A 10,827-nucleotide genomic window follows, 5' to 3' on the forward strand; every position below is an offset into this window, starting at 1 on the left:
TCGGTTATCCGGTTTTGAGAGAACAGAAAATGGCGGCAGCCCGATAAAAAGGGTTGTAAAACTCGTGAGAGTTGCTATAATAAATCTTGTCTTTCAAAACACAGGTCCAGTGATGATGGCAGAGAGGCCACACCCGTTCCCATCCCGAACACGGAAGTTAAGCTCTCTAGCGCCGATGGTAGTTGGGGGCTTCCCCCTGCGAGAGTAGGACGTCGCTGGGCAAAACGTTCCGAAGTAGCTCAGTGGTAGAGCAATCGGCTGTTAACCGATCGGTCGTAGGTTCGAATCCTACCTTCGGAGCCATATAGTGGAGAGCTGTCCGAGTGGCCGAAGGAGCACGATTGGAAATCGTGTATACGCTAACCGCGTATCAAGGGTTCAAATCCCTTGCTCTCCGCCAGTTTTATTCTTTTCATATAATATAGAATGGCCCCTTGGTCAAGCGGTTAAGACACCGCCCTTTCACGGCGGTAACACGGGTTCGAATCCCGTAGGGGTCACCATTTTCATCTTCCTACAAGAGAATGAATAATCGCATTTGCGTCAGTGACGCTTTGAAAAGAACCTTTTACAATTAGGGTGGAGCAAATCGCTGTACGAAGACAGCGATTAACACCGAGTCGGTGAAACCGACGCAGGTGTCTATCACTGCAATGCTGAAAGCGTAGAAGAACTAAGTTTCTACTACATAATATTATCGCGGGGTGGAGCAGTCCGGTAGCTCGTTGGGCTCATAACCCAAAGGTCGCAGGTTCAAATCCTGCCCCCGCAACCAACCGGTCCTGTGGTGTAGCGGTTAACATGCCTGCCTGTCACGCAGGAGATCGCGGGTTCGATTCCCGTCAGGACCGCCATTTTTCTTCTTACATACTATGTGGCTCAGTAGCTCAGTCGGTAGAGCAAAGGACTGAAAATCCTTGTGTCGGCGGTTCGATTCCGTCCTGAGCCACCATTTATGCCGGAGTAGCTCAATTGGCAGAGCAACTGACTTGTAATCAGTAGGTTGAGGGTTCAATTCCTTTCTCCGGCACCATTCTTTAGCTGGAGGGGTAGCGAAGTGGCTAAACGCGGCGGACTGTAAATCCGCTCCTTCGGGTTCGGCAGTTCGAATCTGCCCCCCTCCACCAGCTTTAGGGGCATAGTTTAACGGTAGAACAGAGGTCTCCAAAACCTCCGGTGTGGGTTCGATTCCTACTGCCCCTGCCATTTTTATTGCAGAATAAACTAAATTATGGCGATCGTGGCGAAGTGGTTAACGCACCGGATTGTGGTTCCGGCATTCGTGGGTTCGATTCCCATCGGTCGCCCCATTTTTTGTTTTTAGGATTTTAATTATATAATAATAAAATCAGTTCACCATTATGGCGATCGTGGCGAAGTGGTTAACGCACCGGATTGTGGTTCCGGCATTCGTGGGTTCGATTCCCATCGGTCGCCCCATCGTTTGATTAAAACCATTGGGGTATAGCCAAGCGGTAAGGCAACGGGTTTTGGTCTCGTCATGCCTAGGTTCGAATCCTAGTACCCCAGCTTTTATTGCGGAAGTAGTTCAGTGGTAGAACGCCACCTTGCCAAGGTGGAGGTCGCGGGTTCGACCCCCGTCTTCCGCTTTTTCATCTTAATAAAGTGGCGGCATAGCCAAGTGGTAAGGCGTGGGTCTGCAACACCCTTATTCACCGGTTCGAATCCGGTTGCCGCCTCCATTTTTGCCGGCGTGGCGGAATTGGCAGACGCGCACGACTCAAAATCGTGTTCCTTCGGGAGTGTCGGTTCGACCCCGACCGCCGGTACTTAAAATTAATCAAAAGACGGCATCCAAGTGTGCAAGTTGCACTCGGATGCCGTCTTTTGATTCTCCGACAAAAAAGAAGCTGTCCGATGATGTCATGTTCTATGACCTCGTTGGGCAGCTTCTTGATATTCAATTGGAGTGCTCAGCTGGCTGTTTTCCGCTTCACCGGGGTTTCGGTAATGGCCGGCTTATCTTTAATGACCAAGTGCAAGGATAGTCCGGTGAGAAGGAAACCGCCCAATAAGTTTCCAGATGTCACAATCAGTTGATTCCAAAGCCACCAGTCAGTAAAGCTGATTCCGCTGTTAAGCATCATGCTGGACGGGATGACGAACATGTTGACGACCGCATGTTCCAGGCCAAGTGTGAAAAACAGAAAAACGGGAAGCCACATAGCGGTGATTTTTCCGATTGTCGAATGGGAAGTGAAGGCCATGATGGCACCGAGTGTTACCATCCAGTTACAGAGAATCGCTTTTACGAAAGCAACGATGATTCCATCAGCACCGTATTCCTTATAGGCAAACGTCTTTCCCTCAGCCACTTGGATGATTTTCTGTATGACATCCGCTTCCATGACATGACCGAATTTTGTGATGTAAATGACAAACATGACCGCAAACAGAAGACTCCCGATTAAGTTCCCTGTGAATGCCCAGAAAAAGTTATATAAAACTTTTTTCAGTGTTGCCTTATCCCGAAGACCGGCTAATGAAACCATGGCAAAGTTACCGGTGACAAGTTCGAGATTCAGCAGAAGGATCATTACGAATCCGACTGGAAAGACAAACGCGCCGATGAAATCGAGGCCAGTCTGCACGGCAACTGTATAGGCCAAGACGGTGGAGATGCCGAGGAAAGCACCTGACAGCGTTCCTTTGATGAGTATATCGCGAACGGAGGCAGCTGCTTTTTTCGCACCTGCCGCTGCAACATTTTCGAGCATTTCTTCCGGTTTTACATAATCCAATTTTACTGCCCCTTTTTAGTAGAATAAGGAATTCAAACGATGGAGAGTGTCACTCTCCGTATCTCTCGTACCATTTTAAATGCAATGCCCCATTTTTTATGTGATGATTATCACAAACAGTAAAATTATTATCATAGGGAGTCGATGGACAATGGAAAAGTATAGAATAAATCCGGACAAGGGACTGGAATTCGGAATCTACACGCTTGGTGATCACTTGCCGGATCCGCACACAGGTGAACGGATTTCAGAGGGACAGCGCATACGGGAAATCGTGGAATACGCCAAATTAGCGGATCAGGCAGGACTCGATTTTTTCAGCGTCGGGGAAAGCCACCAGGAATATTTCGTAACACAAGCACATGCAGTCGTGCTTTCGGCGATTGCGCAAGCAACGAAACAGATAAAAATCGGGAGTTCTTCTACGATTATCAGTACCTCTGACCCGGTGCGGGTCTACGAGAACTTTGCGACGATCGATTTGCTGTCGGAAGGCCGTACGGAAATTGTGGCAGGCCGTGCCTCCCGTATCGGGCTGTTTGACCTGCTAGGGTATGATGTGCGCTATTATGAAGAGTTATTCGAGGAAAAGTTTGAACTGCTCCTGAAGATCAATGAGGAGCGGGTCGTCAATTGGGACGGCCGGTTCCGGGCGAGGCTGCAGGATGCAGAAGTTCTGCCGCGCCCTCAGGAAGGTGCGATGCCGATCTGGCGTGCGGTGGGAGGAACCCCAGCCAGTGCCATTAAGGCGGGTCGCGCGGGAGTGCCGATGTTCATGGCGCATTTAGGCGGTCCTGTTTCCGCTTTTAAGGGCACAGTGGACGCCTACCGGGCGGCAGCCGCTGAAAGCGGGCATGACCCTGCCGGACTGCCGATTGCGACAGCAGGGTTCTTCTATGCAGCAGAGACTTCCCGACAGGCTATCGACGAGCTGTATCCCTATATCAATGAGGGGATGAAGAAGACGAATAACCGGGGATTCCCCAAACAAGGTTTTGAGCACGGAGCAGAACCGGACAGCATTATGAACATCGGCAGCCCCCAGCAAATCATCGAAAAAATCCTGTATCAGCACGAAGTATTCGGGCATCAGCGCTATATTGCACAAATCGATTTTGGCGGTATGCCATTTGAAAAACTTACAAAGAACATTGAATTGATCGGCACCGAAATCCTGCCTGCAATCCGGAAGTATACCGCGAAAAAGTAGGAAACAGAAAGCCCATGGATCGGGACCATGGGCTTTTCGGCTTTTCCGAAGTTCACTTCCTCGGAAGCTCGGCCGCCAGGTTATATCCGGCCAAGTTCGGTCACAGTACGGTCATTCGTCTCGGAACCCGTGTTCACAGTTGTTTTCGGTTCAAACAGCAGCACATGGACTTCTTCTTCCGCAACCGGTAAGTGTTCGGTGCCTTTAGGGACAATCAGGAACTCGCCTTCATCGATTTTGATTTCCTGATCCCGCAAACGCACGAGCAGGGTCCCTTTCACGACTAGGAACATTTCATCTTCTTCGTCGTGTTTGTGCCAGACAAACTCGCCTTTCAGTTTGGCAAAGCGGACTTCCATATCATTCACTTCACCGGCGATGCGCGGATTCCAATGGTCATTGATCTTTGAGAATTTTTGTTGGATGTTAACTTTTTGCAATTTACTCCCTCCTCTACTACGATTATAACCTATGAGAAAGAGAGGCAGGCGAAGGGCATGATGCAAAAGATATACAGCGACGTGCTGCAGTTCCGCGGAACCCATTACGATTTCGGGGTCCGCCAAGGCGAACTGCTGAAGGATACAGTCACACTGGATAATCGAAAGAAACAGTGGAAAGCGAAACGGCCGCGATTCGATGTCCACCCGAATGAAGTGAAGGCAGCATTTGACCGGTTCGCTCCGCAGATTTGGGAAGAACTTCTCGGTTTGCGGGACAGTCTGGAACTCCCGCTGGAAGAGGTGCTGCTGAATTTCGGCGGTTATCGGACGGAAATTGTCCCGAGCGGCTGTTCGATCATGACCGGGGACAATTTCATGGTGCGCAACTATGACTTCCATCCGCAGACGTATGAAGGGCGCTTCGTGCTGTTCCAGCCAGCGGATGGCGGCTATGCATTGATCGGTCCTTCCTCCCGCGTCACAGGGCGAACGGATGGAATTAATGAAAAAGGACTGGCGGTGGGACATAACTTCATCCACCGCAAAAAGCCGGAAGACGGTTTTGTCTGCTATGTCATCAGCAGGATCGTGCTGGAGACTTGTGCAACCGCAGAGGAGGCGGTGGACCTTCTGAAGGAGATCCCGCACAGAGGTTCTTTCAGCTACAGTGTGTACGACAAATACGGTGACAGTTTCGTCATTGATGGAAGCCCCCGCTCGGTCGATGTGCGGCGTGCATCTGCCTGTACGAATCATTTTGAAATCCGGCAGGAAGAAAACCGCAACTATTTGAAGGATTCACACGCAAGGCTAGATGCGATTCAGCGCTCCGGACATCAGACGGGAGCGGAAGCATTCCGTCTGTTCAACGACACGGGCAGAGGTGTGTTTTCAAAGCTGTACAAGAGCTGGGCAGGCACCATCCACACTTCGCTGTATTTTCCGGAATCGCTGGAAGTGTGGCTTGCAATCGGTGGCGACCAGGAACCGGAAGTATTTGATTTCAGCAGCTGGCTGAAAGGCGATGAAGTGCCGCATCACCGGATTTTCGGTGAAGTGGATACCGATATTGTCTTCGCCCACATGGACGGGGGCGTGCGCATCACGTAAAAAAGGACGGCGATCAGCCGTCCTCTCGTATAAATGACATTGTTTCAGATGCTTTCGGTGTTGACGAACGGAAGTTTTGAATCGATTTCACCATTGATGCGTTTAATGTTGAATGGCTTGCCGGCAAGCCATTGACCGAAATCCATCATGAGCGGCAGCCGGTTTCCGCCAAGTGCAAAGCCGATCCTGAGTGAGTGCGGCATATAAACAGCTGTGTGAAGGGTCCCTGCGGAAGCATCATACTTCTTCGAGAACACTTCGTTCTCTTCACTGTTCAGTAACCGGAAGGCCTCAAATGCTGTGTCTGCCGATTCCTGCTGTTCCTGCAGAATCTTCTGCCTGCGCCGTGAATCATCTGTGCGGTAGCGATTTTCTCCCGTCAGCAATTCAAAATGATTAGTGGAAATTGACGCTCTTCGGATTTTTACAGCACCCGCTGAAGCTTCGACGACGACTGTCTCGCCGCTCGGGTCCAGCAGGACGTAGCTGAAGGACCGGCGATGGGGGATCGCCCGTAAAAGCGCAATCGCTTCATCGACATCCGCGCAGTTTTCTAGAACGAGGCGGCCGATCATGTTACAGATGAAACCGTCGCCGGAATTCCGCCGGTTGATGAAGTTGTAGCCCATGGCGAGGCCCTTTTCATTTATGCCGTCGGTCCGGCCGGTGATCTGCATGCTAGGTCCAGCTGTCGCATATCCGCCATCCGTCGGAGCGTAGAAGGCAAACCGACCTTCATAGCCAAGCGGAGTGCTATCATAATTCCGGACCATGAAATCATCACCGGTCAGAATAGAGCAGCCGCTCCGCGTATATTCAATATAGTAGCCGCCGAATTCCCGGAGCGCATCCGCCGGTTCCCATCCGAGCGCATCGGATAGCCCTTGGATCTCTTCGAGGAGATTCGGAGCGAAATGCGTCAAAAACTTGAGTGCTTCCTGCTCGTCGGTCATGAAATGACGGGCCCGCTGCGCGTTCCACTGCTTTTTTCGATTCGGGAGAATAAAGGAATCACGGAGCAGTTCACCTTGTTTATATCCGAAATCATAATGCGTGCCCCTGAATTGGACGACATCACTGTAGACTCTCATCATGAACATTCCTTCTTTTATTTCAAAGTAAGGAGAGTTTACAGCAATTGCCGGCACTTGAAAACAAAAATGCTCAGCCTTCTGCCATACCGGACGGTCCGGATGTTTTCTTCGCCGTCCTTGGAATCAATCTCTAACGGTAGTCTCCGCAATCCCTGGCCAATTGATTCAGCTGATCCACGATGTCGCTGCACACCCGTTCCTTGTCGAGATGGAATCCGATATCCGACTTGAATTTCACCGGCTGGCCCGACGCGATGATCCGCTGGTTCCGACTGACGTACAGCGGTGTGAATGCAAGATGATCACCCGTCGCTTTGAAATAGTGCCGATCCAGCTGCAGAAAACCGTAATATATCTCCTTTATGTCAGCTGCAGAGTCGTGATACTCGATATCCGGGAAAATCAGGATGGACTCGCCATCCATCAGGGCTGCTGTGCTCAGGTTCATGGTCAAGAGTATTTTCCTCGACCCCCGGTATACCGGGATGCCTTTCCCTGACTCCAGCAGCCGGGGGATAATGAAGGACAGCGGATAAGCGACTGCTTTTGCCGCGGTTTTATTCAGACCGAACCGTTCGGAAAAGGTGTAATCGGCGTATTGGCGAAAACACGATTCCCGTTCCAAAAAGACGCTCAGGATCCACGTCCGGACGAATCCGGGGAACCACAGCAGAATGACGAATGGTCCATACAAGTTTTGATGGTGTGCAACATAGACAGTCGGGGATTCCGCAGCGGTGATGGATGTAACCCTGTATGCCGGAAACAGAAGCCGCAGGAAAGTGCGGGTCCAGCTGAAGAAATGGCCGTATTTTTTCCGGGATGGCAGGGTGGCGGCGCGTTTCATCCGCGATCCAGGTAAAGGACCCGGGCTTCAAACTCTCCTCCGCTGATCTGGGTGAACATGGTGCCGGCAGCCTGTAGCAGCTGCTGTCCTTCAGCCGGTTCCATGGAAGGGGAGAAGTAAAACACGTGCAGCGCATTGACGGTGCCGGCAGTCACGGCCGTTCTTTTCGAATCGACATACGGGCTGCCGAATGCGCCGCGGGAATCTTTTGTGACCGGTATGTCCGCGAGCGTATTCACCCGGTTATTGATCCCTTCATATGTATCGGTTTCGTCACCGACGGCAAGCAGGACATCACCTTTAATCTTATCCGCATCGTACAATCCAAGCGGGATGCCATACTGGAGTGACAGAAAGGTATTCATGTCGACAGCGGAATGCACAGGATCCAGGAATTGCTGTTTGGCGATCCGCCGGTACAGCGCTTCTGCTGAGGGACGGTAGCGGTTCGGATCGGAACCCAGTGTTTTGAAAAGGCGCCGCCAATCCTGGATGGTGCCGTAGTCCGTCACTTTTTTGTCCATCAGATCGAAGTGGAGCTGTTCTTGGAACAGGCGAAGCCGGCCTTTCAGCATTTGCGGTGAATCGGAAACGGTGATATGTTCATACTGAATGATTCCCGCTTTGAAATCGGGTATCCTGTCATAGACGGAAGGAGCGATGGTTATATTCACTGCAATCAGCTTCCTTTCTTGCGGTAGTACCGTAATATTATCATAATTTTACAGGAGGTGGAGCGCGATGAATCTCGACGAATTCCAGGAACGGCTTGTTGCGTATGCCCATGAAATCGGAATCGATAAAATCGGATTCACCACCGCAGCTCCTTTCTTTAATTTGAAACACCGGCTGATCCGTCAGCAGGAGCTGAATTACCAGTCCGGTTTTGAAGAGAAGGATATTGAAAAAAGGACGGAGCCTTCTTTGCTGCTTGATGAGGCGGTCAGCATCATTTCCATTGCATTGGCTTATCCGTCCAAAATGGAAAATGCCCCATCGGGAAAGAGGGGATCAAGGCGGGGGATATTTGCCCGGGCTTCCTGGGGAGTCGATTACCATACCGCACTCCGTGAACGGCTCCGCCTTCTTGAAGCGTTCATCGCTGCCCATTATCCTGACGCCCGGATGCGGTCGATGGTCGATACGGGTGAATTGTCGGACCGGGCAGTAGCCGAACGTGCCGGTATCGGCTGGAGCGGAAAAAACAGTTCGATTATTACGCCGGAGTTCGGCTCTTACGTGTATCTTGGGGAGATGATCACAAATCTGCCGTTCCAGCCGGATGAGCCGATGGAAGACCAATGCGGCGACTGCCGGCTGTGCCTGGATGTTTGTCCGACAGGAGCTCTTGTGGAAGCTGGCCAGCTGAACGCCCAGCGCTGCATTGCGTTTCTCACACAGACGAAAGGCACACTTCCGGACGAGTTCCGGGCGAAAATCGGCAATCGGCTGTATGGCTGTGATACATGCCAGACGGTCTGTCCGAAGAATAAAGGGAAAGCGAACCGGATCCATGAGGAATTCGAGCCGGATCCGGAAATTGCTAAGCCGCTGCTTGAACCGCTGCTGAAGCTGTCGAACCGGGAATTCAAAGATCGCTTCGGGCATGTGTCGGGTGCGTGGCGCGGCAAGAAACCGATTCAGCGGAATGCAATTCTTGCACTTGCTCATTTCAAGGAAGCGGGCGCAGCCGAGGCGCTGGCGGAAGTGCTCCGGGAAGATTCGCGTCCGGTTATGCGCGGCACCGCTGCCTGGGCGCTCGGCAAAATCGGCACTATCCGCTGCCGGGAAGCGCTGGAACAGGCGGAACAGCAGGAAGAAGACGAAGAAGTGCTGGAGGAAATCAGAAAAGGACTGGCGTTTTTCGCTGAAGAATTGAAAGGATAAGTGAAGATTATTGGCTATTCATGTTGTGCTGTATCAGCCGCTCATTCCGGCGAATACAGGGAATATTGCTCGAACATGCGCGGGGACAGGCGCTAAACTGCACCTCATCCGGCCGCTCGGTTTCTCGACGGATGATAAGATGCTGAAACGGGCCGGACTTGATTACTGGGAACACGTCGACATTTCATATTATGACTCGCTGGATGAACTTTACCGCCGCTACCCGGAAGGGGAATTCTATTATCTGACAAAGTTCGGTTCGAAGCCGCACACGACATACGATTATTCGGAGCGGGAGAAGGACCACTTCTTCATATTCGGGCAGGAGACGAAAGGACTGCCTCCGGAAGTCAGGGAAGCGAATCCAGACCGGGCACTGCGCATTCCGATGAACGGCAATATCCGGTCGCTCAATTTATCGAATACAGCGGCGATTCTCGTCTATGAAGCATTGCGCCAGCAGAGCTATCCCGGACTGGATTAGGAAAGAATTGAAAAAACCGGCCCCTCGCACGGATTGGCGGGACCGGTTTCTGCAGCTATTATTTTTTTTCGGATGTTCCTTGCTTGTCATCGTATCCCGCTGTCAGGATTGCAGAAAGGAATGCGATGATTACACCGATTACGAGCACTGTGTTCATGAGCGGTGGCCTCCTTTGGAAGAATGTCTACTGTTTAGTATATCCTACACAAGGGAAAAAATAAACAAGACAACAGACTGGACTATGGCAGAACGATGGCATGCATTATGACTACAGAAAGGAAGAGGGACCTATATGAGAACAGCAGTTGCTCTGTTGTGGCTGACCGGTATCTTTGAAGCGCTGCTCGGAATCCCGTTTTTGGGAGGAAGTTTCATCCTGAGCACCGGCTGGGGAGCGCTGGGCGTCATGTTCCTGCTGCACGCTGTCACGCTTTTTTTCTGTATCCGACAGCGGGCGCCGAAAGCCGGACCGATCCTCGGCCTGATCACCAGCGTTATCGGTATCATTCCGATCCTCGGAATGGTGATGCACTGGATTACGGCGATTGTGCTGTTTGTAACAGCAGCGGCGGCCGGCAGACAGACGAAACAATATGAAGTGAAAAACCGCCTGTAATGGGCGGTCAGACTGTAGACAAACTCATTATCTAATGTATAAATCATTTCACCTTCGGTGACAGCCGGCAAAAACCGCTCGCTTGCTCCTGCGCCGCTGCGCTTGCTCGTCGCAGTTAAAACCGTTTGCCGCGGACGAACCGTCCAGCCTCCTCATGCGCCCAGCGCATTGCGGGGTCTGGACTGTCCGTTTTTCCGCAGGCGTCTCGCAATTTTTGCTTGACTGTCACCAGGAAGCAGGAACTGGATAAGCACGGCTGGAAAGAAGGCAACTTACAAGCTACTCATTTATCGCTCGCTGCCTCTACGTTGATTCAGGGTAACTAATTCACAGGGACCTTCTGCCAGTGACGGAAAAGGATGAGCTGTCCTGCC

The 10,827-nt window shown here is 51.5% G+C and carries 10 protein-coding genes, 15 tRNA genes and 1 rRNA gene; 21 read left to right on the forward strand and 5 right to left on the reverse strand.

The window, feature by feature from the left end; all coding sequences use genetic code 11:
* The first annotated feature begins 105 nt into the window (after positions 1 to 105).
* From rrf to CCE92_RS01275, 16 genes are all read left to right on the forward strand, one after another.
* Positions 106 to 221 (forward strand): 5S ribosomal RNA (gene rrf, locus CCE92_RS01200).
* A 7-nt stretch (positions 222 to 228) separates the two neighbouring features.
* Positions 229 to 303 (forward strand) — tRNA-Asn (locus tag CCE92_RS01205).
* 6 nt (positions 304 to 309) lie between these two features.
* Positions 310 to 400: transfer RNA gene (locus tag CCE92_RS01210), tRNA-Ser, on the forward strand.
* A 28-nt stretch (positions 401 to 428) separates the two neighbouring features.
* Positions 429 to 503, forward strand: a tRNA-Glu gene (locus tag CCE92_RS01215).
* 195 nt (positions 504 to 698) lie between these two features.
* Positions 699 to 775, forward strand: a tRNA-Met gene (locus CCE92_RS01220).
* A 3-nt stretch (positions 776 to 778) separates the two neighbouring features.
* A tRNA-Asp gene (locus CCE92_RS01225) sits at positions 779 to 854 on the forward strand.
* 22 nt (positions 855 to 876) lie between these two features.
* Positions 877 to 952, forward strand: a tRNA-Phe gene (locus CCE92_RS01230).
* A gap of 5 nt (positions 953 to 957) precedes the next feature.
* Positions 958 to 1,033, forward strand: a tRNA-Thr gene (locus CCE92_RS01235).
* 10 nt (positions 1,034 to 1,043) lie between these two features.
* Positions 1,044 to 1,127: transfer RNA gene (locus CCE92_RS01240), tRNA-Tyr, on the forward strand.
* Positions 1,128 to 1,132: 5 nt separating this feature from the next.
* Positions 1,133 to 1,206: transfer RNA gene (locus tag CCE92_RS01245), tRNA-Trp, on the forward strand.
* Between the two features lie 28 nt (positions 1,207 to 1,234).
* Positions 1,235 to 1,310, forward strand: a tRNA-His gene (locus CCE92_RS01250).
* A 54-nt stretch (positions 1,311 to 1,364) separates the two neighbouring features.
* Positions 1,365 to 1,440, forward strand: a tRNA-His gene (locus tag CCE92_RS01255).
* Between the two features lie 18 nt (positions 1,441 to 1,458).
* Positions 1,459 to 1,530 (forward strand) — tRNA-Gln (locus tag CCE92_RS01260).
* A gap of 8 nt (positions 1,531 to 1,538) precedes the next feature.
* A tRNA-Gly gene (locus CCE92_RS01265) sits at positions 1,539 to 1,610 on the forward strand.
* 18 nt (positions 1,611 to 1,628) lie between these two features.
* Positions 1,629 to 1,703 (forward strand) — tRNA-Cys (locus CCE92_RS01270).
* A 5-nt stretch (positions 1,704 to 1,708) separates the two neighbouring features.
* Positions 1,709 to 1,790: transfer RNA gene (locus CCE92_RS01275), tRNA-Leu, on the forward strand.
* Positions 1,791 to 1,934: 144 nt separating this feature from the next.
* Here the strand turns inward: CCE92_RS01275 and CCE92_RS01280 are convergent.
* On the reverse strand, positions 1,935 to 2,762 hold the full coding sequence (locus tag CCE92_RS01280; RefSeq protein ID WP_088005719.1) for a formate/nitrite transporter family protein: 828 nt from the start codon (positions 2,760 to 2,762) through the stop codon (positions 1,935 to 1,937).
* A gap of 151 nt (positions 2,763 to 2,913) precedes the next feature.
* Between CCE92_RS01280 and CCE92_RS01285 the strand changes: the two genes are divergently transcribed.
* Complete coding sequence (locus CCE92_RS01285; RefSeq protein WP_088005720.1) at positions 2,914 to 3,972, forward strand: LLM class flavin-dependent oxidoreductase; 1,059 nt, start codon at positions 2,914 to 2,916, stop codon at positions 3,970 to 3,972.
* 80 nt (positions 3,973 to 4,052) lie between these two features.
* Here CCE92_RS01285 and CCE92_RS01290 read toward each other — a convergent pair whose 3' ends face one another.
* A complete protein-coding gene (locus CCE92_RS01290; protein ID WP_088005721.1) occupies positions 4,053 to 4,412 on the reverse strand; it encodes a cupin domain-containing protein in 360 nt (119 codons plus the stop codon).
* 60 nt (positions 4,413 to 4,472) lie between these two features.
* Here CCE92_RS01290 and CCE92_RS01295 point away from each other — a divergent pair, with 60 nt between their 5' ends.
* The gene (locus tag CCE92_RS01295) at positions 4,473 to 5,525 is read left to right on the forward strand and encodes a C45 family autoproteolytic acyltransferase/hydrolase (protein WP_088005722.1); all 1,053 of its coding nucleotides are present in this window, start codon (positions 4,473 to 4,475) and stop codon (positions 5,523 to 5,525) included.
* A gap of 44 nt (positions 5,526 to 5,569) precedes the next feature.
* On the opposite strand, the gene CCE92_RS01300 is transcribed toward CCE92_RS01295, so the two are convergent.
* The 3 genes from CCE92_RS01300 to CCE92_RS01310 form a co-directional block, all read right to left on the reverse strand.
* A complete protein-coding gene (locus tag CCE92_RS01300) occupies positions 5,570 to 6,619 on the reverse strand; it encodes a choloylglycine hydrolase family protein (RefSeq protein ID WP_088005723.1) in 1,050 nt (349 codons plus the stop codon).
* Between the two features lie 130 nt (positions 6,620 to 6,749).
* Positions 6,750 to 7,466 carry a glycerol acyltransferase gene (locus CCE92_RS01305; protein WP_088005724.1) on the reverse strand — a complete coding sequence of 239 codons (717 nt, stop codon included), beginning with the start codon at positions 7,464 to 7,466 and terminating at the stop codon, positions 6,750 to 6,752.
* The gene (locus tag CCE92_RS01310; RefSeq protein WP_088005725.1) at positions 7,463 to 8,140 is read right to left on the reverse strand and encodes a B3/B4 domain-containing protein; all 678 of its coding nucleotides are present in this window, start codon (positions 8,138 to 8,140) and stop codon (positions 7,463 to 7,465) included. Before CCE92_RS01310 ends, CCE92_RS01305 begins: the two co-directional genes overlap by 4 nt.
* Positions 8,141 to 8,207: 67 nt before the next feature.
* Here CCE92_RS01310 and queG point away from each other — a divergent pair, with 67 nt between their 5' ends.
* The 3 genes from queG to CCE92_RS01325 all read left to right on the forward strand — a co-directional run bounded on the left by queG (position 8,208) and on the right by CCE92_RS01325 (position 10,453).
* Positions 8,208 to 9,353, forward strand: coding sequence for a tRNA epoxyqueuosine(34) reductase QueG (gene queG / locus CCE92_RS01315; RefSeq protein WP_088005726.1), 1,146 nt, complete (start codon positions 8,208 to 8,210; stop codon positions 9,351 to 9,353).
* 10 nt (positions 9,354 to 9,363) lie between these two features.
* Complete coding sequence (gene trmL, locus CCE92_RS01320; protein WP_088005727.1) at positions 9,364 to 9,837, forward strand: tRNA (uridine(34)/cytosine(34)/5-carboxymethylaminomethyluridine(34)-2'-O)-methyltransferase TrmL; 474 nt, start codon at positions 9,364 to 9,366, stop codon at positions 9,835 to 9,837.
* A 292-nt stretch (positions 9,838 to 10,129) separates the two neighbouring features.
* The gene (locus tag CCE92_RS01325; RefSeq protein WP_088005728.1) at positions 10,130 to 10,453 is read left to right on the forward strand and encodes a hypothetical protein; all 324 of its coding nucleotides are present in this window, start codon (positions 10,130 to 10,132) and stop codon (positions 10,451 to 10,453) included.
* The last annotated feature ends 374 nt before the right edge of the window (positions 10,454 to 10,827 follow it).

It is taken from the genome of Indiicoccus explosivorum (assembly GCF_002167005.1).
In the GTDB taxonomy this organism is placed as follows: Bacteria; Bacillota; Bacilli; order Bacillales_A; family Planococcaceae; genus Indiicoccus; species Indiicoccus explosivorum.

Excerpts from the sequence above, each read along its gene's own strand:
- CCE92_RS01325 (WP_088005728.1), top strand. The coding sequence starts at position 10,130 with ATGAGAACAGCAGTTGCTCTGTTGTGGCTGACCGGTATCTTTGAAGCG.
- queG (WP_088005726.1), top strand. The coding sequence starts at position 8,208 with ATGAATCTCGACGAATTCCAGGAACGGCTTGTTGCGTATGCCCATGAA.
- CCE92_RS01295 (WP_088005722.1), top strand. The coding sequence starts at position 4,473 with ATGCAAAAGATATACAGCGACGTGCTGCAGTTCCGCGGAACCCATTAC.
- CCE92_RS01300 (WP_088005723.1), bottom strand. The coding sequence starts at position 6,619 with ATGATGAGAGTCTACAGTGATGTCGTCCAATTCAGGGGCACGCATTAT.
- CCE92_RS01305 (WP_088005724.1), bottom strand. The coding sequence starts at position 7,466 with ATGAAACGCGCCGCCACCCTGCCATCCCGGAAAAAATACGGCCATTTC.
- CCE92_RS01285 (WP_088005720.1), top strand. The coding sequence starts at position 2,914 with ATGGAAAAGTATAGAATAAATCCGGACAAGGGACTGGAATTCGGAATC.